Here is a 24,736-nt window from a genome sequence, read left to right as displayed (position 1 = left end):
AGGGAACGCCGTGCACCGCATGACGCTGACCTGCTACAACGACACCCACGGCTACGGCTGGCGGCACGTGGACCTGTTCGTCCACGACGACGGAGGCCGGGAGCTGAACTGGGTCCACTGGCAGGTGCCCGGCGACGGGCCGGACGCTGCGGACGCGGTCACCGCCCGGGTCGAGCCGCTGCTCAAACGGACGTCGGAGTGGCGGCACGGCGTGAGCGAGAGCGGGATGGACTACTGGGTCGCCGACGCCGCGTGGGAGGAATCTTGACCGGCCTGCGTGCGCCTTGGTCCCTGCGGGAACCGACCCCGTTGGCCCGGTCGCGGGCGCGGATCGCCGAGACCGAACCACGGTTGCAGGCCTGGGTCGAGCTGAACTTTCCTGCGGACGGCCCGGTTCCCTTGGGCGTCAAGGACATCATCGACGTCGCCGGGTTCCCGACCCGCTGCGGCTCGCCGTTGCGCGCGGACGCGCAGCCCGCCGAGTCCGACGCAGCGATCGTGACAGCCTGGCGCGCGGCCGGGGCCGTCCCGGTCGGCAAGACCGTCACCACCGAGTTCGCCTACTTCTCCCCCGGTCCCACGGACAACCCCAGCGCACCCGGCCACACGCCCGGCGGCTCGTCGAGCGGCTCGGCCGCCGCGGTTGCCGCGGGCCAGGTGCCCTTGGCGCTCGGCTCCCAGACCGCGGGCTCGGTCACGCGGCCCGCGTCATTCTGCGGGGTGGCGTCCCTGGTCATGAGCCACGGCCGGTTCCCCATGGACGGTGTCACCGGGCTCAGCCCGAGTCTCGACAGCCACGGGGTCTTCGCCGCCGGTGTCACCGACCTGGCGCTGGCCTTTTCCGCCCTCACCGGCGAGCCCGAAGCTGGGCTACCGACCCGTCCACGGCTTTTGCTGTGGCGCCCATCCGTCGAGCCGGAGATGCGCGCGGCCGTCGACCTCGCGGCCGACCGGTTGGCCGCGGCCGGCGCGGTGCTCGACGAATTCCCGGCTTCGGTGGCCGCGTTGACGGCCGCACACCCAGTGGTGATGGCGTACGAGGCGGCGCGGGAGCGGGCGGCGGAGCTTGCGCAGGTTTCGCGGCTGAGCGTTCCCCTCGCCACCCTGCTGCGGGCCGGGTTCGAAACGACCGAGGCGGACTACGCGGCGGCGCAGCAGGTCATCCGGGACGCTCGGGCCCGGATCGTCCCGCTGCTGGAGTCGTACGACGCGATCCTCGGTCCGGCAGCTCTTGGCCCGGCACCGGCCGGCCTCCACGCGACCGGCGACCCGGTGCTCAGCCGCCCGTGGCAGGCACTCGGCCTGCCCGCGATCGCGGTGCCCGGCCTGTCCGCATCGGACGGGCGGCCGCTGGGTGTGCAGCTCGTGGGCGGCAGTGGCGCGGAAACCGCACTGCTCGCCGTCGGCTGCCGAGTGGAGACCGCACTGAGGGCCTAGACCTCGACGCGGTGCGCCAAGATGTCGCGCACCAGCGAGCCCAGGCTTTCGGCCTCCGTCTTGGCCTTGATCCGCGCCCGGTGCACGTCGATGGTCTTCACGCTGGTGCCCAGCCGGTGGGCGACCGCCTGGCTCGGCACCCCGTCGATGACGAACCGCAGCACCTCGCGCTCCCGCTGCGTGAGCCCGCCGAGCCGCCGCACGACCTCCTGCCGTGCGGCGTGCGAAGCGAACCGGCGACCGGCCTCCGTCTGCTGCTGTTGCACGACTTCGAGGATCTTCTGCGGCTCGTACGGCTTCTCCAGGAAGTTCACCGCACCGCGGGTGAGGGCCCGCACCGACATCGGGATGTCGCCGTGTGCGGAGCAGAAGACGACCGGCGCGGGGTACCCGCGGCCGGTCAGCTCCTCCTGCAGCCCGAACCCGCTCAGGCCCGGCATCCGCACGTCCACGACGACGACCGCGGGCTCGGCCGGGTCGAACTCCGCGAGGAAGGCGTGGGCGTCCGGGTAGGTCAGCGCCTGGATACCCACGCTCCCCAGCAGGAACGCCAGCGACTGCCGCAGGTCCTCGTCATCGTCGACGATGTGGACGACCACCTCGCCGGTCATGGCCTGAGCAGCACCGACGCCGCCGGGTAGTCGCTGGCGAAGTGGTCCGGCAGCGGGGCGACGAAGACGTTCTCCGTCCGGGTGCGGGTGATCTTCCAGCGGCCGTCCGGTTCCTTGCGGAAGGCGTTGTTCAGCCGGCTGGAGCGCAGCAGCGACTTGCCGTCGGAGAACAGCCACGGCTGCATGTGGATCCACTGCCCGGTCGCGGTGCCGCCGTCGACGTGGATCTGCTCGGACGTCAGGTAGTGCGCGTTGAGCAGCAGCGCCGGATCCTGCTTCTCGCCCCAGAACCGCTGGAAGTGCTCCCGGATCGCCTGCTTTCCCTCCACCCGGCCGAACTGGTTGTCGTAGTACTCCCCGACGCCCTCCCAGACCGCGTCCTCGGTGTAGAGCTCGAGGATCAGCTCGATCCGCTTCGCGTCGTCGGGCACGCCGTACTCGGGGTTCGGCGTGTCGCACAGGAACATGTACCGCGCCTGGACCCGGCGGATCTCGGCTTCAGCCTCCAGCACCTCGACGCGACGGGTCAGTTCTTCGAGTGTCATTGCGCTCCTCACAGCACGATCGTGACGGTCTTGGCCTCGGTGTCGGCGAGGATCCCTTCGTAGCCGAGCTCGCGGCCGATGCCGCTGGCCTTGAGCCCGCCCCACGGCAGCTGCGGCGCGAGCGGCGACCAGCCGTTCACGCCCACCGCACCGGCCTGCAGCGCCGCGGAAACGCCGTGCGCCCGGCCGACGTCGCGGGTCCACACGGTGGCCGCCAGCCCGTAGTCGTTGTCATTGGCCAGCGCGATCGCCTCGGCGTCGTCGTCGAACGGGATCACCGTGGCGACCGGGCCGAAGATCTCCTCCCGCGCGATGGTGAAGTCGTTGGTGCCGGCGAAGACGGTCGGCCGCACGAAGAAGCCCGGCCCGTCCGGCTTTCCGCCGCCGACGACGAGCTTGGCACCCTCCTCCTGTCCTTTGTGGATGTAGCCGAGGACGCGTTCGCGCTGGTTCGCGTTGATGAGCGGCCCCATGGTGGTGGCGGGGTCGAACGGGTCGCCCAGCACCTGCGCGACGGCGGCCTCTTCGAGCCCGCCGAGCACGTCGTCCAGCACCGTGCGCTGGACGAAGATCCGGCTGCCCGCGGCGCAGACCTGTCCCTGATTGGTGAAGATGCCGGTGGCCACGCCCTGGACCGCCGCGGCGACGTCCGCGTCGGCGAAGACGATCTGCGGGGACTTCCCGCCCAGTTCGAGGGTCGTGCGCTTGAAGCTGCCGGCGGAGTTGCGCAGGATCCGCCGTCCGGTCTCGGGGGAGCCGGTGAAGCTGACCTTGTGCACGCCGGGGTGGACGGACAGGGCTTCCCCGGTCACGCTCCCGATGCCCGGGAGCACCTGCACGACGCCGGGCGGGAACCCGGCTTCGGCGACCAGCTTCGCCAGGTGCAGGATCGCCAGCGAGGCGTCCTCGGCGGGCTTGACGATGACCGTGTTCCCGGCGGCCAGCGCCGGGGCCAGCTTCCAGCCGAGGATCATCAGCGGCGAGTTCCACGGGATGATCGCGGCGATCACGCCGACGGGCTCGCGGCGGGTGTAGGAGTGCGTCGCCCGGCCGAAGTAGCCGTCGGTGCTCAGCTGGTCGCCGTTGATCTTGTCCGCCCAGCCCGCGTAGTACCGCAGTGACGCGATCAGGTTGGGCATGAACAGGCCCTGCGCGATCCCGGCCGGTGCGCCCATTTCGAGGGACTCCAGCCACGCCAGCCGGTCGGCGTCCCGCTCGGCGAGGTCGGCGAGCCGGTGGAGCAGGGCGCCCTTCCGCGACGGCGGGGTCGCCGCCCAGTCGCCGCGCAGGGCGCGCGTGGCCGCCGCGACTGCCCGGTCGACGTCGGCCCGCCCGGCCGAAGCGACCTCGGCGAGGGGCTCTCCCGTGGCGGGGTTGAGCGTGGTGAAGGTCCCCGCTCCCCCGCGCACCCAGGCCCCGTCGAGGTACAGGTCGGTGGTGAAGGCGGTCATGACTGCTCCAGTTCTCGGGAACGGTGCCGCAGCGCGTACCAGACGCCCGCCGCGACCAGGGATTCGACAACGGTGAGCACGGCGAGCGAGCCGTGGCCGCCGTGGGCCGGCGCCATGAGCGCGAGGTGGACGAGGACCATCGCCGCGGCGGTGACGCCCATCAGGAACAACGCCCGGGTGCTGTCGTGCCGCCAAACGTGCACCGCACACGGCACGCACGCCGCCGCCATCACCGCGAACACCGCGGCGAGCCCGGGGCCGGAATCGATCAGCCCGGCACCGGCGTGCGCGACGGCGCCCAGCAGCGCCAGCGTCGCGAGCCAAGCCCGAAGGGAGCGGTCATCCATCGCACTCGCACCCGGTGTGCCGCTTGCTCAGGTCGGGCACGTCGAGGGTCGGGTTGCGGTCGAAGAAGCCGTCCGGCTTGAGCTTGAAGCCGGCGTGGTCGACCGGCATGATCGGCCAGTCTTCCGGCCGCACGTAGTGCGTCAGCCCGAGCGTGTGCCACAGCACGATGTCCTCGCCGTCGACCGGACGGTTGCCCGCCACGTAGGCCGGCAGGCCGTCGCCGCCCGGGTTCTGGTTGACCGTGTAGCCCGACGGCCACAGCTCGTCGCGGTCGTACCGCGTCACCCACAGGTGCTTGCGGGCGAACGTGGCACGGTGGGCGATCGACGAACCCTCGTCCGCGAGGAGGGTCGGCTGCCCTTGCGGGTGCAGGACGTACGACGTGGGCCGGCCCAGCCGGTTGGTGCGGTCGGTGCTCGACACGGCCCAGACCCGGCCGAGGTGGTTCGCCGCGACCCGCTGAGCGTCGGCTTCGGTGTGCAACCGCGTGCGCTTGCGGCCGATCGCGTTGCCCCAGGGGTTGCCCTCGCCCATCGGGACCGGCGCCACCTCGAGTTCGTCGACGTGGTTGCGCACGCCGTCCACGGTGAGGTCGAGCCGGACGGAGAACAGGTGCTGGTGCACCGGCGCGCCGAGCCCGGGTGCGAGCTCGGCGAAGTACGGGTCTTCGCCGTCGTAGCCGGACGGGAAGGGGATCCCGGTGGCCTTGACCTCCAGCTCGATCGTCCCGTCGAGGGTGAAGTACCAGTAGAAGCCGTAGTCGTAGTTGCCGATGGTGCCGAAGAACGACACGACCAGGCGGCGCTGGCGCCGGGTCTGCGAAGTGCCGGTGAAGTAGTCGTTGTGCTTCCACAGCACGCCGAAGTCCTCTTCGTGGATGCAGACCGCGTTGCGGATGGTCTTCGGTTCGCAGTGGTCGTCGACCACCACCGCGTCGGCGTAGGTGATCTCGCCGAGGCAGTCGCAGCCCAGCTCCAGGGAGTTCGCCAGCCGGCCGAACTGGTACTCGCCGAGGTCGAAGTAGTTCTGCCAGCCGTGCGTCGGTCCGGGATCGCCGTAGTTGACCACCATCTCGGCCACCGACGCCCGGTAGACGATCGGCCGGTCGCCGTAGGAGATCTGGTGCAGGGTCAGGCCTTCGCGGCCGTTGAAACCGAGCCGGATCCGCCAGTTCTGCCAGCTGAGCACCCCGTCTTCGAAGGTGAAGGACACGCCTTCGGGCTGGGTGATCTCGATCGGCTTCAGGTCGGTGCGCTCCGGGCCGCGGACGGCGTCGTCCAGGTAATCGCCGGACTCCTGGGGCACGTGCTCGACGTGGGTCTCGACCACGCGCAGCACCTTCCGGTTGCCGACGTCGACGTGGGCGATGACGCCGCCCACCGGATGCGCCCACGGCGGCTCGCCCGGGTGCTCCTGGTGGAACGACAGAACGCGGTACACGCGGGCGCCCACCTCGTCCTCATAGCCGAAGACGCCGGCCGACAGCGGCACGGCCCGGACCTTCCCGGCGTCGGTGATGCCGCGCTTGGCGAGCGCGTCCAGCCACCGCTGGTCGGCCCGCACGATCTCCTCGACCAGGTCGTAGTCCTCGTCCAGGCAGGGTCCGAAGCCGGCCGCGGCCGGGTCGAGCTCGGTCCGCGAAACGACCTCCCCCGAGCCGAGCTCCACGACGGCGCTGCTCAGCGACAGCGGATCGAGTTGGGTCAGCAGTACGGAGACCTCACGCGGCAGCGCGCTCGTGCCGTCCCAGGCGAGGACGTCCTCCTTGTGCGGTTCCCTGAGCATGACGTAGGAGAACCGGGTGTGTTCGCCGGTGAGGCCGGCCTCGTCGAGGATCTTCCTCGTGGCCCGGATCTCGTCGGACGTCAGCGCGGACAGGGGGTGCTGCATGGTTTCTCCCTCGGGGGTGTTCACGCGATTTCGGCGACTTCGACGGCGGCGACGGCCGGTTTCGCCCGCCGGGCGCCGGTCCATCCGAGCACGAAGACGACGGGCACGGAGGCGAGCAGGAGCCAGACAGTGAGCGCGCTGCCGCCCGTGAGGACCCCGAAGTTGCCCACCACGAAGACCAGCACGCCGAGCATGAGCACCGTGGCCAGCGCCGGCGCGACGAGCCCGGTCCAGACGTTCGCACCGGCCGGGTTCCGGCCGAAGTACGCCACCACCGCGATCGAAGTCAGGGTGTAGAGGACGACGAGAGCGCCGACTGCGAGCCCGCTGAACCAGCTGAACAGGGTGGCGATCGGGTTGACGCCCAGTGCCGCGAACGGCGCGACGGCCACGGCGGCGAGCAGCGACTGCGTCAGCGAGGCGGCTGCGGGAGCCTGGTGCCGGTTCGTCCGTTCGAGACGGGCGGGGAAGATCCCGCCGCCGGCCATGGCGTGGAAGTACCGCGTGACCATGTTGTGGAACGCGAGGATGCCGGCGAACAGCGACGTGCACAGGAGGGCGTCCGCGGCCGTCCCCGCCCAGGTGCCGAGCACGTCGTTGAGCGGGGTGAGGGCGAAGACCGCGGGATCGCTGCTTAGCGCGGTCAAGGCGGCGTCCTGGGCGTGCGCGGCGCCGTAGTAGGTGATGAGCATCCACGTCACGAGGGCGAGGAACGCCGCGATGAGCACGACGGCGACGTAGGTGGCCCGCGGCACGGTCCGCCGGGCGTCCTTGACCTCGGCCGAGTAGATCGCGGTGGACTCGAAGCCGAACATCGACGCGATCCCGAACATGATCGCGATGCCGGGCGCACCGGCCAGCACGGCGGCCGGGCTGAAGCTGGCCGGGACGTCGAGTGCCGACAGACCGCGCGTCGCCAGGACCGCGACGGCGAAGACGACCAGGAGGAGCACCTCGCACGCGACCAGCACGGCGAGCACCCGGGCGCCGAGCTCGATCTTGCGGGAGCCGAGGAACCAGACCAGCACGATGGCCAGGCCGACCCACAGCCACCACGGTGTGCTCACCCCGAGCTGCCGCGAGACCAGTCCGGAGAGGCTCACGCCGAAGAGCCCGTACATCGCGCACTGGACCGTGTTGTAGGACAGCAGCGCGAGCAGCGAGCCACCGGACCCGGCCCGCCGGCCGAGGCCGGCGCGGATGATCGCGAAGAACCCGCCGCGGGTGTCGACGTGGCGCGCGATGGTCGTGAAGCCGATGGCGAACACGACGATGATCAGGCCGACCACCAGGTAGGCGCCGGGCACGCCGGCGCCGTCGCCGAGCGCGATGGCGAGGCCGGCGGCGCCGACGACGCCGGTCAACGGCGCTTGGGCCGAGAGGACGAAGAACAACAGGCTGGGAATGCCGAGGGCGTCCTTCTTCAAACTGGTCCGGGGTGTGTCCGGCATGGGGGTCTCCGGTGGTGGTCGGGAGTGGGTCAAGGGCCGAGGAGGCGGCGTGCGGTGGTGAGCCCGGTTTCGATGGCTCCGTCGATGAACCCGGCCCAGCCGGTGGCGTGGTCGGAGCCGGCGAGGTGGACCCGGCCGTGGGGCCGCCGGAGCGCCCGCAGCTGCCGGAGCTGGCCCGGGCGCAGCATCGGCCACGTCTCCCCGGAGAAGCGGTCGGCGACCCAGTCGTGGCCGACGACGTCCACGACGTCAAGGTCCGGGCGCCAGATCCCGAGGGCCTTGGCCACGCCGTCGACGTCGTCAGGACGCAGCCGGGCGGCTTCGGGCCCGAAGGCGACCAGGACGGAGTCACCGTCGACGGCGTACTCCTTGTGCGCGTAGGTGAGCGGGAGGTCCTTGCCGCCGAAGGCGAGGAACGGTTCGACGTCGCCGCGCACCCTGATCCAGGTCTTCAGGCCCTGGGACGCCTGGCTCGTGATCCCGGCGAAGGCGTCGGGCTCGAACCGGATGTTCCCGAGGACGTTGAGCGGGAGGGTCACCACGACGTCGGCGGCCTCGAAGGTTTCGCCCGGTTCGGTCGTGACGGTCACGCCTGCCGGGTGCTGGGTCACCGCGGCCACGACCTCGCCGAACCGGATTTCCGCCGCGCTGTCGGCGGCCATCGCTTCGGCCAGGCTTCGAGTGCCGTGCTTGAACTTGACCGTCGAGCAGGCCTCGAAGAGCAGCTGCCAGCTCCCCGACGCCGCGGCGCACCAGCGCAGCGCCTGGGTCAGCCCCGCGGTGTCCGGCGGGGCGTTGAAGTTGAGGGCCCACATGCCTTCGAGCAGTTCCCGCTCCTCGTCGGCCAGGTTCAGGGTGGCGATGCGGTCGAGCACGGATTCGCCGTCGAGGGCGTCGAAGTCCGCACGCAGGAACGGCTCGTAAGGACGGTCGAACCACTCCCGGCTGTCGGCGAGCATGGCAGTCATGCCCGGGTCGAACAGCGCGAGCAGTTCGTCCGGGGTGCCTTCGTGCGAGCGTCCTGCGGCGTGCCAATACGCGCGTTCCGGGAGCGGGCTCCGCGTGACTTCGAGGCCGTAACGGGTGATTTCGGCCCAGACGTGCGGTTGGGTCCAATGCACCCACGTGCCGCCCAGTTCCAGGGGTAGCCCGAACCGGGTGTCGGTCCACGTTCGGCCGCCGATCCGGTCCCGCGCTTCCAGGACCAGCACGGACCGGCCTTGCCGGCTCAGTTCCCTGGCTGCGGTCAGCCCGGCGAAGCCGGCGCCGATGACGATCACGTCGTTGCGATGGTTCATGGTTTGCCTTCGTGGTGGCGAAGCGGGATGCGCCTCGAGGAGGCGTCCGGCTGAGGCGCACTGCGCCGGCGAGGGTTTCGCGGCGCCTGCCTGGCGAGCGGTGTTCACGAGACTGAAGGCTCCCGGCAAACTTGTCAAGTGGATAGTTTGCCGCGTAGCTTCCCGGTCACCACGAGGAGCCGGGAGCAACCCATGCGTTTCGTCCACGACACACTGCCGCAACGAATCCGGTTCGCCTCCGGCGAAGCGGCGGCCCAGCTGGCCGCGGAAACCACCGAACGCGGGTATGCGCGGATCATGGTGATCGCGGCCGAGTCCGAAAAGGACCTCGCGCGACGCGTCGCCGGAGCCCTGCCGGTCGCGGTGTGGCACCACGAGGTCGCCCAGCACGTCCCGGCGCCGGTCGCCAACCGGGCTCGCGAAACGGCGGCCGGCCACGACGTCGACGCCCTCGTCTCCGTGGGCGGCGGCTCGACCACCGGGCTCGCGAAGGCCGTCGCCCTCACCACCGGCCTGCCGATCATCGCGGTCCCCACCACCTACGCCGGTTCCGAGGCGACCGACGTCTGGGGCCTGACCGACGCGAACCGCAAGACCACCGGGACGGACGCCCGCGTGCTGCCCCGGACGGTGGTCTACGACGCGTCACTGACGCTCACCCTGCCAGTGGGCCTGTCCATGACTTCGGGGCTGAACGCGCTGGCGCACTGCGTCGACGCGCTGTGGGCTCCCCGGGCGAATCCGGTCAACGCGGCACTGGCCGGCGAAGGAATCCGCGCGCTCGGCGCGGGACTCCGGCGCGTGGCCGGCGATCCCGCCGGACTGCCCGGCCGCGAACAAGCCCTTTACGGGGCCTACCTGTCCGCGGTGGCCTTCGCCTCGGCGGGCTCCGGGCTGCACCACAAGATCTGCCACGTCCTCGGCGGCATGTTCGGCCTACCCCACGCGGAGACGCACGCGGTGGTCCTCCCCCACGTCCTCGCGCTGAACGCGCCCGCCGCCCCCGACGCGGAGCACCGCATCTCCGCCGCATTGAACGCGCCATCGGCGATCGCCGGGCTCGCGAAGCTGCGCGCGGAACTCGCGGCCCCGATCGCCCTGCGGGACTACGGCATGCCCGAAGCCGGCATCGGCCGCGCCGCCGAGGCGGTGCTTTCCGTTGTCCCGCCGGGGAATCCCGCCCCACTCGATGCCGGCACCCTCACCACGCTGCTGCGGGCCGCCTGGGCCGGGACTGAAGAAATCCCGTACGCGCACGGGTGACAGTACCGATTTCCTCGCACCGGCTCCCCTTCTACCGTCGCTACCGCCAGTGTGACGAGGTCAAGGAGGACCAGTGCCGGCCACCCGCACCGCCCAGCACGCCCGCGAAGAGGAACTGCTCGACCGCGTGGTGCGCTCGTTTGGCACCTGCCCCGATCCCCGGTTGCGGGAACTGCTGACCGGGCTCGTCCGGCACCTGCACGCGTTCATCCGCGAGGTCCGGCTCACCGAAGAAGAATGGGCCGCGGCCATCGAATTCCTCACCGGCTGCGGCCGAATCACCGACGACGAACGCCAGGAATTCATCCTGCTTTCCGACGTGCTCGGCGCGTCCATGCAGACGATCACCGTCGCCAACCCGGCCCGCGGGGAAGCCACCGAAGCCACCGTGTTCGGCCCGTTCTTCGTGGACGGCGCACCGCGGATTCCCCTCGGCGGCGACATCGCCGGCCCGGCCGCCGGCGAGCCGTGCTGGGTCGAAGGCACCGTCACCGGCACCGACGGAACGCCGCTGGCCGGCGCCCGGATCGAAGTGTGGGAGGCCGACGCCGACGGACGGTACGACGTGCAGTACGACGACGGGAGGACCGCCGGCCGCGCGCACCTGTACACCGACGAGCACGGCCGCTACCGCTTCTGGGCCGTCACGCCGACTCCCTACCCGATCCCGCACGACGGCCCGGTCGGCCGGTTGCTCGAAGCGGCGGGCCGGTCCCCGATGCGCGCGTCCCACTTGCATTTCATGGTCAGTCACCCTGGCCACCGCACCCTGGTCACGCACATCTTCGTCCGCGGCGACGAACTCCTCGATCACGACAGTGTTTTCGGCGTCCGGCCGTCCCTGATCCGCGACTTCGAGAAGCAGGAGCCCAGGACTCCCACGCCCGACGGGAGGCAGGTCGAGAGCACCTGGTCGCGCGTGCGGTTCGACATCGTGCTCGCTCCCGGGGAAACCGGAAGATCGCCGCGGTGACGGCCGATCCGCGACGTCCGCTGACTCAGTACACCAGTTCCCGGAACATCGCCGACCTCGTCCTGACGGCGACCTACACACGGGACATGTTCCGGTCCTCGGTCCACGACCCGGGCCGGCTCGCACTGGTCCTGGGCTGCGCGCTCCTGGCCGAACTCGTGGCGACAGACCGGATCCGGATCGTCGGCGACGGGCTCGTCCACCACCGCGGTGCCGTCCCCGGCCCCGATCTCGCGATGGATGCGATCCTGGCGGACCTGCAGCGCGAGCCGATCCCTCACCCGACCGGCAAATGGCTTGACTACCTGGCCCTCGAGCACCGCGCGACCACGCTCGTCTGGCGGCGCCTGGTCGAAGCCGGCGCCGCCCGGTGCGAGCCGGCCCGCTGGCCGCGGCGGACGCCGGCGTTCGCCCTGACCGGGCTGCAGCCGACCACCTGGGCCCGCCACTTCCTCGGCTCGGCGGCCACCGGCCCGGCGCTGCCGCCGGCCGCAGTCATCCTGTGGCGGGCACTCGCCGCGCTCCTGCCGGACCGGGACCTCGACCTGCCGGCCCCCGCCGTCGAGCGACTCGCCGCCGCGCCGCTTCCGGCCACCATGACGACGCTGTTCGCCGCGCTCGACGAGTCCCTCACGCGGCTTTCCCTCCACTTCTGACTGTGCCCGGAGCAGCCATGCCCACAACTTCGCGCGTCCCGGTGTCCCGGCTGAGCTCCGCGCTGGCCGCCTCGAAGCTCTCCGACGGCGCCGTCACCGCTCGGGTCATCGCCGCGGTCACCCCGCTCGCCGTGGTCGCCGGGGTCATCCCCGGCGGCATCGCCGCCACCGGGAAGAACAGCTTCCCCGTCGTCACCGTGCTGATCGGCGTCGTGTTCGCGGTGTTCTCGGTGAGCCACCTCTCGGCGGCGCGGCGCCTCTCCCCGGCGGACGCCGGTGGGTTCGCCGGCATCATCGGCCGCGGCCTGGGCGGGCCCGCCGGCGTCGGGGCCGGCTGGGTCGCGACCCTCTCCTACGCGATCCTGCCCATCGGGCTCTACGGCATGATCGGCGGCACCGTCACCCCGCTGCTGAGCAGGCTCTTCGCCGTCCACGTCCCGTGGCAGCTCGTCGCCGTCCCGGTCGTGCTGCTCGTCGGCGGGCTCGGGCTGGCCCACATCGCGACCAGCACGCGCGTGTTGGTCGTCCTCGTCGTCGGCGAGCTCCTGATGATCGCCGTCGTGACCGCCGGCAACTGGCTCCGGCCGGTGCCGGGCGGACCCCAGCCGGCCGCGCTCGATCCGCAGCTGTTCTCCGATGGCTTCCCGGTCGCCGTCGCCCAGCTCACCCTGGGCGTTCTCGGCTACATCGGGACCGAGCTGACCATCCTGTACACCCGCGAGGCACGCCACGGCCACCGCAGCATCGCCCGCGCCACCATCGCCGTCATCACGACGCTGACCCTGTTGTACTTCTTCTGCTCCGCCGGCCTCACCGTCGCCCTCGGCCCCGGCGGACTCCTCGCGACGGCCCAAGCGGATCCGGGCGCCGTGCTCGCCACCACGACGCGGGCCAACATCGGTAACACCGCGGCGATCGTCCTCAGTGTCCTCACCGCAACCAGCCTCGTCGCCGGCGCCATCGCCTTCCACGGCGCCACCGCGCGCTACGCCTACTTCCTCGGCCGCCACCACGCCGCTCCCGCGGCGTTCGGCCGGCCCAGCCGCAGCTACGGCACTCCGATCCTCGCCTCGGTGTCCCAGACGGCGCTGGCGCTGGCCGCCATCGTCGTCGTCTCGGTGTCCGGAGCCGACCCGGCCCGGACGTTGTTCTACATCGGCGGAAGCGCGGCCTCCGTCGGCATCCTCATCCTGCTCGCCCTCACCGCACTCGCCACCACGGTGCTGTTCGCGCGGGCCCGCGACCGTTGGTGGCTCACCACCTCGGCAGCCGTCTCCGCCCTGGTCCTCTTCGGACTGGCGGGCGCCGCCGCCGCGGGCCTGGACTCCCTCCTCGGCGTCCCGGCCGACTCGGAGGTGCCTGCAGCGTTGCGCATCGCCTACGCAGTGGTGTTCGCGGGCGGCGCGGCTCGCGCGTGGTGGCTGCGACGCCGAAAGACCGCGAGCTACGCGGCCGTCACCATTCCTGCGGAGTGCCGCGAGCTCGCCGTGCGGCCGGTGCCACCGGCGACCAGTACGCCCCCGGCTTCGTAGGTCAGCGTGATGGCCATCGATCACTCCTTCCGCGCTCCTTGCGCTGGACCGTACAGCAAACTATCGTCTGGACACATGTCCAGTCTGGTTGCCCGCTGGCGGGACGAGCCCGCGAAATTGCTCATCGACGGCGCGCTCCGTTCCGGTCGGGATGGGGAGTTCGCCACCGTGAACCCGGCGACCGAGGAGGTGCTCGGGAGCGCGGCGAACGCCGACGGCACCGATCTCGACGAAGCGATCGGGGCCGCGCGGCGAGCGTTCGACGAGACGGGCTGGGCCCGGGACACGGCCCGGCGGACGCGGTGCCTGCGTCAGCTCGGCGAAGCCCTGCGTGCGCACAGGGACGAGCTGCGCGAGCTGACCGTGGCCGAGGCGGGCGTCCCGGTCGCCCTCACCCACGGCCCGCAGCTCGACATCCCGATCGAGCACCTCACGTGGTTCGCCGACCTGGCCGACGGGTACGCCTGGCGCCGCGACCTGGGCGTCGCCGCGCCCATGGGGATCCAAAGCCGGCGGACGCTCTTCGCCGAGCCCGCCGGTGTCGTCGCCGCGATCACGCCGTGGAACTTCCCGCACCAGATCACGTTCGCCAAGCTCGGCCCGGCGCTCGCCGCGGGCAACACCGTGGTGCTCAAGCCCGCGCCCGACACTCCCTGGTGCGCCGCCGCCGTCGGCGCGCTCATCGCCGAAGAGACCGACATCCCGCCCGGCGTGGTCAATGTCGTCACCTCCGCTGACCACGGCATCGGCGCCCGGCTCGTCGAAGACGCCCGGATCGACCTCGTCTCGTTCACCGGCTCGACCGCGACCGGGCGGTCGGTGATGGCCGCGGCCGCCGGGACGTTGAAGAAGGTTTTCCTGGAACTGGGCGGGAAGTCCGCCTGTGTCGTGCTCGACGACGCCGATCTCGCGGCCGCGTGCGGGATGGCCGCGTTCATGGTGTGCACACACGCCGGCCAGGGCTGCGCGCTCACCAGCCGCCTGCTGGTGCCGCGCGCCCGGTACGACGAAGCGGTGGAGGCCGCCGCCGCGGCGATGAGCCGGATCCGCTGCGGCGATCCGGCCGACCGCCGGACGATCTGCGGGCCGCTGATCTCGGCCCGCCAGCGCGACCGAGTGGAGGCCTATCTCGCGACCGCGGCGGACGAGGGCGGCAAGATCGTCTGCGGTGGCGGCCGCCCGCAAACGAAGGGTTTCTACGTCGAACCGACCCTCATCGCGGGCCTGACGAACGAGGCACGGGTGGCGCGGGAAGAGATCTTCGGCCCGGTGCTGGTCGTCCTGCCGCACGATGGCGACAACGACGCGGTCCGGATCGCCAACGACTCGCCCTACGGCCTCTCCGGCGCCGTCCACGGGGCCGACCCGGACCGGGCAAGGGCCGTGGCCGCCCGCATCCGGACCGGCACGCTCAGCGTCAACGGCGCGGTCTGGTACTCCGCCGACGTGCCCTTCGGCGGCTACAAGCAGTCCGGGATCGGCCGCGAAATGGGCGTGGCCGGTTTCGAGGAATACCTGGAAACCAAGGTCGTCGCCGAGCCCGCGTAGAGGAGAACCCATGGGACGTTTCGACGGAAAGACCGCCATCGTCACCGGTGCCGCGCAGGGCATCGGCGAGGCCTACGCCCGCGCGCTCGCCGGTGAAGGCGCGAACGTGGTCGTGGCGGACCTGAACGCCGGCCTCGGCGAGCAGGTGGCCGCGCAGATCGGCGGCACGGCGGTGTGCGTCAAGGTCGACGTCTCGGAACCGGATTCGGTGCAGGCGATGGCCGATTCCACAGTGGACCGGTTCGGGGGCATCGACTTCCTGGTCAACAACGCCGCCATCTACGGCGGGATGAAGCTCAACCTCCTCCTGGCCGTCGACTGGGACTACTACCGGAAGTTCATGGCGGTGAACTTCGACGGCGCGCTGCTGTGCACCCGCGCCGTCGTGCCGCACATGCGCAAGCGCGGCGGCGGCGCGATCGTCAACCAGTCCTCCACCGCGGCCTGGACCTACTCGTCGTTCTACGGCGTGGCCAAGGCCGGGGTCAACAGCCTCACCCAGCAGCTCGCGACCGAACTCGGCGGCTCCGGGATCCGCGTCAACGCCATCGCACCCGGCCCGACCGACACCGAGGCCACGCGCACCGTCACCCCCGCCGCGATCGTCGCGCAGATGGTGGAGCGACTGCCGATCAAGCGCATGGGCACCCCGGACGACCTCGTCGGCATGTGCCTGTTCCTGCTGTCCGGGGAAGCCGGGTGGATCACGGGCCAGATCTTCAACGTCGACGGCGGGCAGGTCATGCGATGAACGACAAGCGCAAGCGCGGCCTCGAGATGATGCGCGAGGTCTACGGCTGGGAAATGCCGGACATGCCCGGCGAGTTCTTCGCAGTGACCGTGGACCACCTCTTCGCCGAGATCTGGACGCGGCCGGGGCTCTCCCTCCGGGACCGGCGGCTGCTCCTGCTGGGGGTGATCGCCGCGCTCGGTCTCGAGGACATCGCCGCGATCCAGGTGAAGGCGGCTCTGCAGAACGAGGAACTCGACGCGGCGCAGCTGCGCGAAGCGGCGGTGTTCCTCACCCACTACGTCGGCTGGCCTCTGGGCACCAGGCTGTCCACGACGGTCGACAAGGTCGTCGCGAAGCACGAAAAGGCGGCCGGCTCAGCGGAGGGTCAGCCGGACGGGCAGCATGGCGAAGCCCCGGACGTTCGTTGAGTGCACGCGCTCGGCAGCGGCCTCGTCGACTTCGCAGCCCGAGATCCGGGTGACGATCTCCGTGAGCGCGACCCGCGCCTCCAGCCGCGCGAGCGAGGCTCCGAGACAGAAGTGGGCGCCCGCGCCGAAACTGGCGACCCGGTTCTCCGGTTCGCGGCCGATGCGGAAGGAATCCCCGTCGGGGAAAGCGTCCTCGTCCCGGTTGGCCGAGCCGATCAGCAGCAGCACGCGGGCGCCGGCGGGGACCGTTCCCCCGTGGTAGTCCAGGTCGGTGGCCGCGGTGCGGACGATGATCTGGCTCGACGTGTCGTACCGGAGGGTCTCTTCGATCCACGACGGGACCAAGGACGGGTCGTCGAGCACCCGGCGGAGCTCGCCGGGGTTGCGCCACGCCCAGTACAGCGCGTTCCCGAGCAGCTTGGTGGTGGTCTCGTTACCCGCGACGACCATCAGGAACAGGAAGCCGATGACGTCCTCGGCCGTGAGCCGCTCCCCGTCGATCTCCGCGTCCAGCAACGCCGAAACCAGGTCATCCTCGGGCCGCTCCCGCCGCAAGGCGACCATCTCCGCGTAGTACTTCGCCAGTTCCAGGGACGCCTCGACGGCCGAAGGGGGTACGTCCAGCACGCCTTCCGCGCGGTGCATCACGGTGTCGGCCAGTGCGCGCAGCCGGTCCCGGTCAGCCGCGGGCACCCCGAGCAGCTCGGAGATCACGTCCATCGGCAACTTGCCCGCGTACTCGCCGACGAAGTCGAACTCCCCCTTGTCCAGTACCGCGTCGAGGTGCTGCCGCGTCAGCTCCTCGACCCGCCCTTCCAGCTGCTGCACCCGGCGTGGTGTGAAACCCCGCGACACCAGGGAACGCATTCGCAGGTGCCGCGGCTCGTCCATGGCCAGGAAGGACATCACGCGGTGCGCGTGCGGCCCGTACGCCAGGGGATCCAGTGACACCCCGTTCGCACTGGACAGCCTCACGCTGTCCCGAAATCCCGCGACGACGTCGGAATACCGGGACAGCGCCCAGAAATCCAGCTTCTCGTTGCGGTAGAGCGGCGCATGCTCGCGCAGCCAAGCGTAGGTGGGGTACGGGTCCTCGTGGAAGCCGTAGTCGTACGGGTCGAAGTCACTGGACACGTGTCCAGACACTACTCTTTCGGTGCAGCCGGAGCAACCACGGTCGTTGACCGCCCGCACCGGGTGAACTAGAGTCCGGACAGCTGTCCATCAGAGGTGAGGGAGCTGCCGCGATGAAGCCCGTGGGATTCGTCGGCCTCGGCCGGATGGGCGCGCCGATGGCACGGCGGCTGCTGGACTGGCCAGGGGGCTTGATCGTCCACGACGTACGGCCGGAAGCACTCGAGCCGTTCCGTGAGGCCGGCGCCCGGACGGCGGACAGTCCCCGCGAGGTGGCCGCGTCCGCCGGGGTGATTTCGCTGATGGTCCGCGACGACGCCCAGGTCGAGGAGGTCCTTTCGGGACCGGCAGGCATCCTGGAGACCGCCACGCCCGGCACCGTCGTCGCCATCCATTCCACGATTGCCGCCGCCACCGCCACCCGGCTCGCCGAAACGTACCGGCCGCGCGGCATCGAAATCGTGGACGCGCCGGTCTCCGGCGGTGCGCCCGGCGCGGCGAAGGGCGACCTCGCGGTCATGGTCGGCGCCGGCGAGAAGGCGTTCGAGCGCTGCCGCGACGTGTTCGCGCACTGGGCGGGCCACACCATGCACGCGGGCCCACCCGGCGCCGGGACCCGCGCGAAGCTGGCGCGCAACCTGCTGCACTTCGTGTCTTTCGCCGCGGCGGCGGAGGCCCAGCGCCTGGCCGAGGCGGCCGGGCTCGACCTGGTGGAGCTGGGCAAGGTGGTGCGGCACTCCGACGCCGTCACCGGCGGCCCGGGCGCGATCATGGTGCGTGGCACCACCGCCCGGATCACCCCGGACGAAGGCTGGTACCCGATCTTTTCGCACGTGCGGGACCTGGGCCACAAGGACCTCGCCTTGGCGATCGAACTCGGAGCCGAGCTCGACGTGGACACACCGCTCGCACGGCTGGCGCTGGACCGGCTCGCCGCCGGCCTGGGTGTCGCACCCGAGGGTGCCGCTTGACGCCTGTCCGGACGGTTATCATGGCGGGATGATCGAGAGCAGGACAGCGTGATGGAGCCGGTACGCCGCATCGTCGACGGGCGCCGGGCCGACACGGTCCAGCGGTTGATCGCGGCCTCGCTGGAGGAAGTCCGCGCCGTCCCGTACGGCGACGTCACGGTCCGGTCGGTGGCCAAGCGCGCCGACGTCTCCCCGGCGACGGCCTACACGTACTTCTCGTCCAAGGAGCACCTGGTCTGCGCGATCCTCTGGCAGCAGGTCCAGGACCTCCCGGTGCCCCCGGACCGGCCGCGCCGGTCCCCCTCGGCTTCGCTCGCCGAGGCAGTGCGGGGTATCACCGAGCTGTTCACCAAGGAGCCCGCACTCAGCCGCGCGTGCACCACGGCCCTGCTCACCGACGATCCGGAGGTCCGCCGGCTGCGCGACCAGATCGGCAGCGAGCTGCTGCGCCGCGTCGGCGACGCGGTCGGCCCGATGTCCGCAGCGGCCCGCGAGACGCTGTCGATGGCGTTCGTCGGAGCGCTGGTGCTGGCGGGCACGGGCTACATGACGTTCGAGGACCTCCCCCGCCGCCTCGGCAAGATGACGGAACTCCTGCTCGCCGACACCCGCCCCCGCACGAAAGACCCGAAACGCCGTAGCGGCTAGCTGCCCGTGTGTCCTGACGGTCGCACGGGGGTGATCGGGATCGACCGGCGTGGCCGGAACTCGAACGACGCCCCGGTGCTGATCCTCGTCACAGCGACCTCGTCGAACTCCTTCGCCGGCTCGTCGCGCCACACCAGCCGCGCGGTCCACTCGACCGCGGTGCCTTCGACCTCGACATCCAGGTGAGGATCCACCGCACGCACGATCGCCCGCAACGGCCCGGTCTCGTGCGGTCCGCACAGCGAAATCCACGCGCCGTCGTCGTGCGCGGGCGAAGCCGCCACGGTCACGGTGTCCCCGACCGTCGCCCGCACGTAGACCGCCGGATTGAGCAGCGGGTGCAGTTCGAGCAGCCGCAGTGCACCCTCGACCCCGCCGGGCAGCCCGAGTGACCGGTGCAGGCGCCCGGCCGAGAGCCCGGCGATGCCGATCAGCTGCCTGCGGCAGATCGCGTGCGCCTGCTCGGGGTCGGCGCGGTCGTGGACGGCGTGGACGAAACCGAGGTTGAGCAGGTGCATCTGCAGGCAGACCTCGTCGGCCAGCCGCACGAGCGCCGACTTCGAGAACGCGGCGAAGTCGATGTCGCTGCGCAACGGGCCCGCGTAGTCCGCCGCGCCGTCGTCGCCCGGGTCGATCGGATCCAACTCGAGCGCGGCCGCCCGGGTCTTCCGGAGCCGCCGGCACCCTGCCGATTCGGTGACCGCCGGGTGCGCGTCGTCGATGACGACGGTCCACGCGCAGCACGGGTGCCGATCGGCGGGCCGCCGGGGCGGCCGGTGGATCGGCCGGACGCGCGCTTTCGCGTTGGTCGCGACCGCCGTCGCGTCGAACGTCGGGTCCTCGATGTCGTGGCACATCGCCCTCACGTAGTCATCCCCGAGCGGCTCGACGTCCATCAGCGCACCGCAGTGGTCGAGCCGGAACTCGCCGTGCCACCGGTCGTGCACGGTGAAGCGGAAGTCCATGAACTGCGGCGGCGCGCCGATGTCGAGCTGCAGCCCCTTGAAGATCGTGACGACGTCGGTGCCCTCGTACCGCAGGGCACGCTGCATCCGGCGGGTGTAGACCGGGCTCGCGGCCATCCACTCCTCGATCGCGATCCGCGTCATCCCCTCGCGGCCGAACGCACCGATGCACCAGGCCATCGCCGACCGGTCGATCAGCTGACCCGCCAGCAGGAGCTCGGGCAGAAGGGCGGCGAGTTCTCCCCGGCGCAGCGTCACGAACCTGCTCGGCACTTGTCATGCCCTCCTGCCCGTACTACCGTCTGGACACATGTCTAGCACAGGAACGGGCCGGCGTCATGCCACGATTCGCCCTTAATCCGGAGAAGCGGCCGTCGATCGTCACCGGCGCGTCCTCCGGCATCGGCGCCGCCACGGCCGTCGCGCTCGCCGAGGCAGGACACCCGGTCGCGCTGGGCGCCCGCCGGGTCGAGAAGTCCGAGGAGATCGCCGAACAGATCCGCGCCGCGGGCGGCGCGGCCGTCGCGCTGGAACTGGACGTCGGCGACGGCGAATCGGTCCGCAAGTTCGCGGCCGCGGCGACCGAGGCGATCGGGCCGATCGAGATCCTCGTGTCCGCGGCCGGCGGCCTCGAGCCCTCGCCGATCCACGAGCAGGACAGCGAAACCTTCGCCGAACAGGTCGGCGTCAACCTGATCGGAGCGCACCGGCTGGTGTCGGCCGTCGTGCCGGACATGGTCGCCCGCCGCCGCGGCGACGTCGTGTTCATCGGCTCGGACGTCGTTCCCGCGCCGCGTCCTGGCATGGGCGCCTACGTCCCGGCCAAGGCCGGGCTGGAGGCGATGGCCCACGCGATGCGCATGGAACTCGAAGGCACCGGTGTGCGAGCCTCGATCGTCCGCCCCGGCCCGACCGTGTCCAGCCTGGCCGAAGGCTGGGACCAGCAGGCGACCCTCACCATGCTCGAAGAGTGGAAGCAGTGGGGTTTCGCGCGCCACGCGTACTTCCTGCGCGCCTCGGACATCGCCGCCGCGGTGACGACGGTCGTGTCCGCACCCCGCGGCGTCCATCTGACCCTGGTCGAAGCACAGCCCGAGGCACCGCTGCGGGAGCCGTGATGGCGCTCGACCCAAGGCTGGTGTCCGGCGGCGACGCCGAACATGGGCACCTCGAGGAACTGCGAGCCGACCCCATCGGGCTCATGCGGCGGGTCCGCGAGGAGTGCGGCGACGTCGGGGCGTTCGATCTGGCCGGCCGTCGGGTGGTGCTGCTGTCCGGCGCCGAAGCCAACGAGTTCTTCTTCCGCGCCGGCGACGACGAGCTGAACCAGGGCGAGGCCTACCCGTTCATGAAGCCGATCTTCGGCGACGGCGTGGTGTTCGACGTCTCCCCCGAGCGGCGCCGGGAGATGCTGCACAACCAGGCGTTGCGCGGCGAGCACATGAAGCTCCACGCCGCGACCATCTCGCGCGAAATCGACCGCATGGTCGCCGATTGGGGCGAGGCGGGCGAGATCGACCTGCTCGAGTTCTTCGCCGAGCTGACCATCTACACCTCCTCCGCCTGCCTGATCGGCACGAAGTTCCGCAACCAGCTCGACGGCCGGTTCGCCCGGCTCTACCACGAGCTGGAACGCGGCACGGACGCGCTCGCGTACGTCGACCCGTACGCCCCCATCGAGAGTTTCCGGCGCCGCGACAAGGCCCGCGCGGGGCTGGTCGACCTGGTGCAAAGCATCATGACCGGACGAGCCGAAGGCCCGCCGCCCACCCGCGACGAGCGCGACCTGCTCGATGTGCTGATGTCGGTCCGGGACGACGAGGGAAACCTGCGGTTCTCCGCCGACGAAATCACCGGGATGTTCATTTCGATGATGTTCGCCGGGCACCACACCAGCTCCGGCACCGCCGCCTGGACACTCATCGAGCTGCTGCGTCACCCGGACGCGCTGGCCGGCGTGCTCGCCGAGCTGGACCGGCTCCACGACGGCGGATCACCGGTCGATTTCCAGGCCCTGCGGGAAATCCCCCGGCTGGAGGCGGCGATCAAGGAGGCCCTGCGCCTGCATCCGCCGCTGATCCTCCTGCTGCGCCTGGCGAGCACCGGTTTCACGGTATGCGGCCACTCGATCCGGCCGGGCGATTACGTCGGCGCGACGCCCGCGATCTCCAACCGCATCCCGGAGGACTTCCCCGACCCCGACGCCTTCCGCCCGGCACGCTACGCCGAGCCGCGTCAGGAGGACCTGCTCAACCGGTGGACGTGGATCCCCTTCGGCGCGGGCCGGCACCGCTGCGTCGGCGCGGCGTTCGCCATGATGCAGCTCAAAGCCATCTTCTCGGTGCTGTTGCGCGACTTCGCCTTCGAACCGGCGCAGCCGCCGGACACCTACCGCAACGACCACTCCAAGATGGTCGTCCAGCTCGCCCAGCCCTGCCGGGTCCGCTACCGCAGGCGCACGTCATGAGGATCAAAGCCGAGCTCGACCTGTGTCAGGGACACGCCATGTGCCAGCTGGAGGCACCCGAGGTGTTCGAGGTGCCCAAGCGGGGCACGGTGATCATCCTCGACGAGTCGCCGCCGGCCGCACTGCGCGTCAAGGTCGAGAACGCCGTGCGGAGCTGCCCGACCCAAGCGCTGATCCTGGAGGAGCCGTCGTGACCGCTTTCCCGCGTGAAGAGCTGGACGAAATGGTCCGCCGCTGGCTCGAATCCAACGAACGCTGCGAGAAGACCGGCGACTGGCGACCGCTCGCCGCGATGTACACAGTGGACGCGACCTACGGCTGGCACCACGGCCCCGAAGAGGTGTTCATCGCCGTTGGCCGGGAGGAAATCCGCGACCACGCCCTGGGCACCGAGATGTCCGGCTTGGACGGCTGGACGTACCCGTACCAGAAGGTGCTCGTCGACGACCGGGCCGGCGAGGTCGTCGGTTTCTGGAAGCAGACGGCCGACGCGCGGCGCCCCGACGGCTCCCGGTACGAGGTCGCCGGCATCGGCGGAAGCTGGTTCCGCTACGCCGGTGAGTGGCAGTGGTCCTGGCAACGCGACTTCTTCGACCTCGGCAACGCGGCGGCCCTGTTCATGGAGATGCTCGAAGCGGGCAAGCTGTCCGACGGCTTGAAGGCACGCATGGCGCGGGCGGCCCAGCCCCAACCCGGGCACTACCGCCGCGGCGAATCCCCGATCGGGATCTGGTGACGCGGGCGGGCACCGATTTCGCTGCGTGGCAACCGTGTGCGTGCCGAAAAATCACGTCCGCGCAGGTCAAACGGCATGTCTGTACTCATGGAGGACTCCGCCGAGTCGGTCCTGCCGCGTATCACGAGGCGTTCGATCCCCTCGGGTTCAAGGGCCGGGGGCCGGGCTCGCAGGGGGCGCCGCGGCGGCCAGCGACCGGTGGGTTCGATGCTGGTTGTAGTGCCGCTCGTACTCACCAAGCGCATGCCGGAGGTGAGTCTCGTTCCAGATCAACGTGCGGTCCAGCAATTCGGCCCGCAGCGTCTTCACCCGGCGTTCCATGATCGCGTTCATCCGTGGCATCCGGACACCGGTGCGCACAGTGGTGATCTTGGAGTCGCGGAGGATCTCATCGATCAACGCGGGGTACTTGGCATCGCGGTCGCGGATGAGGAACCTCACCTGCGCAACGTCGCCGGAAATCCCACAGCCCGGCGGGCAACTGCCGCGGTGGCTGCCGGTCACATCACGCAGCCTCGTCAGCACCAGGTGCAACATTGACGAGTCAGAGCTCGTACTGCGCTCCAGGGTGAACACAGCTGTCCGGTCGGCGCTCCGTCAGGAACGAGCAGTCGACCGATCGGCTCGCCGAGCCCACCGAAAGAGTTGGCCAGCGCGATCAGTGAGGTCACCAGCCCACTCCCGCTCGTGGCCAGGACACCGGCCGACTTGAGCAGGGAGACGAGGCGGCCAGCCGCGGACTGCTTGCAGAGCGCGGCATACCAAGTTCGGTGTCGACAGCTTCGATTTCGGCGTTCATTCGGTTCAGGAGCGGCGGCGGCAGCCGCAGAGCGCCGATGAGCTTTCCCCGTTCGCCGGACACGGCGGGTGTGGGGTCAGGGTGCCGGGTCTGGTGGCGCTGGTCGAGGGCCTCAAACGTGGGGGCTGCGCATCCCGATCTTTGAGCGTCTCCGTTTCGGGTTGTAACAGCGCTCTATCCATTCGAATATTTCATTGGCAAGTTCGTCTCGGGTTTTCCAGGTTCTCGAGTCGAGAAGTTCAAGATGGAGGGTTCCCCAGAACGATTCCATCATGGCATTGTCGTAACAGTCGCCGACTGTGCCCATGGACGCGAGCAGTCCGGCATTGCGGAGGAGTTGCCCGAATGCCCACGAGGTATATTGCGAGCCGTGGTCGTAATGTAGAATGGTGGTGTCATTTTCTGGCTGGCGACGCAGGATGGCCACGCCAAGGGCGTCGGTGACCAATTCGGTGCACATATGGTCGGCGATGGACCTGTGGGGTTCCAGAAGCCAGTCCGCGCAGCTGACCTGCGGCGACAAGCGTATTAGACGGGCAGGGCAAGATCGCCAGCCATGGCGCTGCGTCTGCTCTATCTGATCTTCCTCCGGCTAGTGGGCCTGCTGGTGTTGTTCGGCCGCTCGTCGGCGTCCAAGGACGTCGAGTTGCTGGTGCTACGCCACGAGGTCGCCGTGCTGCGCAGAAGCAACCCGAAACCTCGCCTGGACTGGGCCGACCGGGCTGTGTTCGCCGGGCTGGTCCGGCTGCTGCCCAAGGGACTGCGGACACACCGCTGGTTACCCCTGGCACGCTCCTGCGCTGGCACCGTCGACTGGTAGCCGCGAAGTGGACCTATCCACATCGGGTCGGC

General features: G+C 70.7%; 27 protein-coding genes. 16 read left to right on the top strand and 11 right to left on the bottom strand.

Features of this window, described 5'->3' with window-relative positions; genetic code table 11:
- Window positions 1-19: 19 nt before the first annotated feature.
- Window positions 20-268 carry a hypothetical protein gene (locus ACFVYA_RS35110; RefSeq protein ID WP_387051195.1) on the top strand — a complete coding sequence of 83 codons (249 nt, stop codon included), beginning with the start codon at window positions 20-22 and terminating at the stop codon, window positions 266-268.
- Window positions 265-1,437, top strand: coding sequence for an amidase (locus ACFVYA_RS35105; RefSeq protein ID WP_387051165.1), 1,173 nt, complete (start codon window positions 265-267; stop codon window positions 1,435-1,437). Before ACFVYA_RS35110 ends, ACFVYA_RS35105 begins: the two co-directional genes overlap by 4 nt.
- Here ACFVYA_RS35105 and ACFVYA_RS35100 read toward each other — a convergent pair.
- From ACFVYA_RS35100 to ACFVYA_RS35070, 7 genes are read right to left on the bottom strand one after another with little or no spacing between them, the layout of a single operon-like run.
- Entirely contained in the window at window positions 1,434-2,048 is a 615-nt protein-coding gene (locus ACFVYA_RS35100) for a response regulator transcription factor (RefSeq protein ID WP_387051164.1), read from the bottom strand. The two genes, ACFVYA_RS35105 and ACFVYA_RS35100, sit on opposite strands and share 4 nt — an antisense overlap.
- Window positions 2,045-2,593: a nuclear transport factor 2 family protein gene (locus tag ACFVYA_RS35095; protein WP_360166868.1), complete on the bottom strand. Its 549-nt coding sequence runs from the start codon at window positions 2,591-2,593 to the stop codon at window positions 2,045-2,047. The genes ACFVYA_RS35100 and ACFVYA_RS35095 overlap by 4 nt, the downstream gene beginning before the upstream one ends.
- Window positions 2,594-2,601: 8 nt before the next feature.
- Entirely contained in the window at window positions 2,602-4,044 is a 1,443-nt protein-coding gene (locus ACFVYA_RS35090) for an aldehyde dehydrogenase family protein (RefSeq protein WP_387051162.1), read from the bottom strand.
- A complete protein-coding gene (locus ACFVYA_RS35085) occupies window positions 4,041-4,391 on the bottom strand; it encodes a hypothetical protein (protein WP_387051161.1) in 351 nt (116 codons plus the stop codon). The genes ACFVYA_RS35090 and ACFVYA_RS35085 overlap by 4 nt, the downstream gene beginning before the upstream one ends.
- Window positions 4,384-6,282: a primary-amine oxidase gene (locus tag ACFVYA_RS35080; RefSeq protein WP_387051159.1), complete on the bottom strand. Its 1,899-nt coding sequence runs from the start codon at window positions 6,280-6,282 to the stop codon at window positions 4,384-4,386. The genes ACFVYA_RS35085 and ACFVYA_RS35080 overlap by 8 nt, the downstream gene beginning before the upstream one ends.
- Before the next feature lie 20 nt (window positions 6,283-6,302).
- Complete coding sequence (locus ACFVYA_RS35075) at window positions 6,303-7,733, bottom strand: APC family permease (protein WP_387051157.1); 1,431 nt, start codon at window positions 7,731-7,733, stop codon at window positions 6,303-6,305.
- Window positions 7,734-7,762: 29 nt separating this feature from the next.
- Complete coding sequence (locus ACFVYA_RS35070) at window positions 7,763-9,031, bottom strand: flavin monoamine oxidase family protein (protein ID WP_387051155.1); 1,269 nt, start codon at window positions 9,029-9,031, stop codon at window positions 7,763-7,765.
- 192 nt (window positions 9,032-9,223) lie between these two features.
- Here ACFVYA_RS35070 and ACFVYA_RS35065 point away from each other — a divergent pair, with 192 nt between their 5' ends.
- From ACFVYA_RS35065 to ACFVYA_RS35035, 7 genes are all read left to right on the top strand, one after another.
- A complete protein-coding gene (locus ACFVYA_RS35065; RefSeq protein WP_387051153.1) occupies window positions 9,224-10,294 on the top strand; it encodes a maleylacetate reductase in 1,071 nt (356 codons plus the stop codon).
- 73 nt (window positions 10,295-10,367) lie between these two features.
- Window positions 10,368-11,267, top strand: a complete 900-nt coding sequence (locus tag ACFVYA_RS35060; protein ID WP_387051151.1) for an intradiol ring-cleavage dioxygenase — start codon at window positions 10,368-10,370, stop codon at window positions 11,265-11,267.
- Window positions 11,264-11,923, top strand: a complete 660-nt coding sequence (locus ACFVYA_RS35055) for a GPP34 family phosphoprotein (RefSeq protein ID WP_387051149.1) — start codon at window positions 11,264-11,266, stop codon at window positions 11,921-11,923. Before ACFVYA_RS35060 ends, ACFVYA_RS35055 begins: the two co-directional genes overlap by 4 nt.
- A 17-nt stretch (window positions 11,924-11,940) precedes the next feature.
- Window positions 11,941-13,455, top strand: a complete 1,515-nt coding sequence (locus ACFVYA_RS35050) for an APC family permease (protein ID WP_387051148.1) — start codon at window positions 11,941-11,943, stop codon at window positions 13,453-13,455.
- Window positions 13,456-13,530: 75 nt separating this feature from the next.
- The gene (locus ACFVYA_RS35045) at window positions 13,531-15,003 is read left to right on the top strand and encodes an aldehyde dehydrogenase (RefSeq protein ID WP_387051147.1); all 1,473 of its coding nucleotides are present in this window, start codon (window positions 13,531-13,533) and stop codon (window positions 15,001-15,003) included.
- Window positions 15,004-15,013: 10 nt separating this feature from the next.
- On the top strand, window positions 15,014-15,754 hold the full coding sequence (locus ACFVYA_RS35040) for an SDR family oxidoreductase (RefSeq protein WP_387051146.1): 741 nt from the start codon (window positions 15,014-15,016) through the stop codon (window positions 15,752-15,754).
- A complete protein-coding gene (locus tag ACFVYA_RS35035) occupies window positions 15,751-16,164 on the top strand; it encodes a carboxymuconolactone decarboxylase family protein (protein WP_387051144.1) in 414 nt (137 codons plus the stop codon). The genes ACFVYA_RS35040 and ACFVYA_RS35035 overlap by 4 nt, the downstream gene beginning before the upstream one ends.
- On the opposite strand, the gene ACFVYA_RS35030 is transcribed toward ACFVYA_RS35035, so the two are convergent.
- A complete protein-coding gene (locus ACFVYA_RS35030; protein WP_387051143.1) occupies window positions 16,111-17,298 on the bottom strand; it encodes a cytochrome P450 in 1,188 nt (395 codons plus the stop codon). The two genes, ACFVYA_RS35035 and ACFVYA_RS35030, sit on opposite strands and share 54 nt — an antisense overlap.
- A gap of 113 nt (window positions 17,299-17,411) precedes the next feature.
- Here ACFVYA_RS35030 and ACFVYA_RS35025 point away from each other — a divergent pair, with 113 nt between their 5' ends.
- Together ACFVYA_RS35025 and ACFVYA_RS35020 are read left to right on the top strand one after the other, a co-directional pair.
- Window positions 17,412-18,269: an NAD(P)-dependent oxidoreductase gene (locus ACFVYA_RS35025; protein WP_387051142.1), complete on the top strand. Its 858-nt coding sequence runs from the start codon at window positions 17,412-17,414 to the stop codon at window positions 18,267-18,269.
- A 51-nt stretch (window positions 18,270-18,320) separates the two neighbouring features.
- Window positions 18,321-18,917, top strand: coding sequence for a TetR/AcrR family transcriptional regulator (locus tag ACFVYA_RS35020; protein WP_387051140.1), 597 nt, complete (start codon window positions 18,321-18,323; stop codon window positions 18,915-18,917).
- On the opposite strand, the gene ACFVYA_RS35015 is transcribed toward ACFVYA_RS35020, so the two are convergent.
- Window positions 18,914-20,155 (bottom strand): hypothetical protein, encoded by a 1,242-nt coding sequence (locus ACFVYA_RS35015; protein ID WP_387051139.1) that lies wholly within the window; start codon window positions 20,153-20,155, stop codon window positions 18,914-18,916. The genes ACFVYA_RS35020 and ACFVYA_RS35015 overlap by 4 nt on opposite strands.
- Before the next feature lie 65 nt (window positions 20,156-20,220).
- On the opposite strand from ACFVYA_RS35015, the gene ACFVYA_RS35010 reads away from it, so the two are divergent.
- Genes ACFVYA_RS35010 through ACFVYA_RS34995 form a run of 4 tightly spaced genes read left to right on the top strand, consistent with a single transcriptional unit; the run spans window position 20,221 to window position 23,085 of the window.
- Entirely contained in the window at window positions 20,221-21,000 is a 780-nt protein-coding gene (locus ACFVYA_RS35010; protein ID WP_285992950.1) for an SDR family oxidoreductase, read from the top strand.
- Window positions 21,000-22,349, top strand: a complete 1,350-nt coding sequence (locus ACFVYA_RS35005; protein ID WP_387051138.1) for a cytochrome P450 — start codon at window positions 21,000-21,002, stop codon at window positions 22,347-22,349. The genes ACFVYA_RS35010 and ACFVYA_RS35005 overlap by 1 nt, the downstream gene beginning before the upstream one ends.
- Window positions 22,346-22,543: a ferredoxin gene (locus ACFVYA_RS35000; RefSeq protein WP_285992952.1), complete on the top strand. Its 198-nt coding sequence runs from the start codon at window positions 22,346-22,348 to the stop codon at window positions 22,541-22,543. Before ACFVYA_RS35005 ends, ACFVYA_RS35000 begins: the two co-directional genes overlap by 4 nt.
- Entirely contained in the window at window positions 22,540-23,085 is a 546-nt protein-coding gene (locus ACFVYA_RS34995; RefSeq protein WP_387051136.1) for a nuclear transport factor 2 family protein, read from the top strand. Before ACFVYA_RS35000 ends, ACFVYA_RS34995 begins: the two co-directional genes overlap by 4 nt.
- Window positions 23,086-23,232: 147 nt before the next feature.
- On the opposite strand, the gene ACFVYA_RS34990 is transcribed toward ACFVYA_RS34995, so the two are convergent.
- Window positions 23,233-23,610, bottom strand: a complete 378-nt coding sequence (locus ACFVYA_RS34990) for an integrase core domain-containing protein (RefSeq protein ID WP_387051134.1) — start codon at window positions 23,608-23,610, stop codon at window positions 23,233-23,235.
- A gap of 386 nt (window positions 23,611-23,996) precedes the next feature.
- Window positions 23,997-24,407, bottom strand: coding sequence for a transposase (locus tag ACFVYA_RS34985; RefSeq protein WP_387051133.1), 411 nt, complete (start codon window positions 24,405-24,407; stop codon window positions 23,997-23,999).
- Window positions 24,408-24,440: 33 nt separating this feature from the next.
- On the opposite strand from ACFVYA_RS34985, the gene ACFVYA_RS34980 reads away from it, so the two are divergent.
- Window positions 24,441-24,704 (top strand): hypothetical protein, encoded by a 264-nt coding sequence (locus tag ACFVYA_RS34980; protein WP_387051131.1) that lies wholly within the window; start codon window positions 24,441-24,443, stop codon window positions 24,702-24,704.
- Window positions 24,705-24,736: the final 32 nt, after the last annotated feature.

The organism is Amycolatopsis sp. NPDC058278, from assembly GCF_042881395.1.
Lineage (GTDB): Bacteria > Actinomycetota > Actinomycetes > Mycobacteriales > Pseudonocardiaceae > Amycolatopsis.
This window is presented reverse-complemented; position numbering and strand designations above follow the sequence as displayed.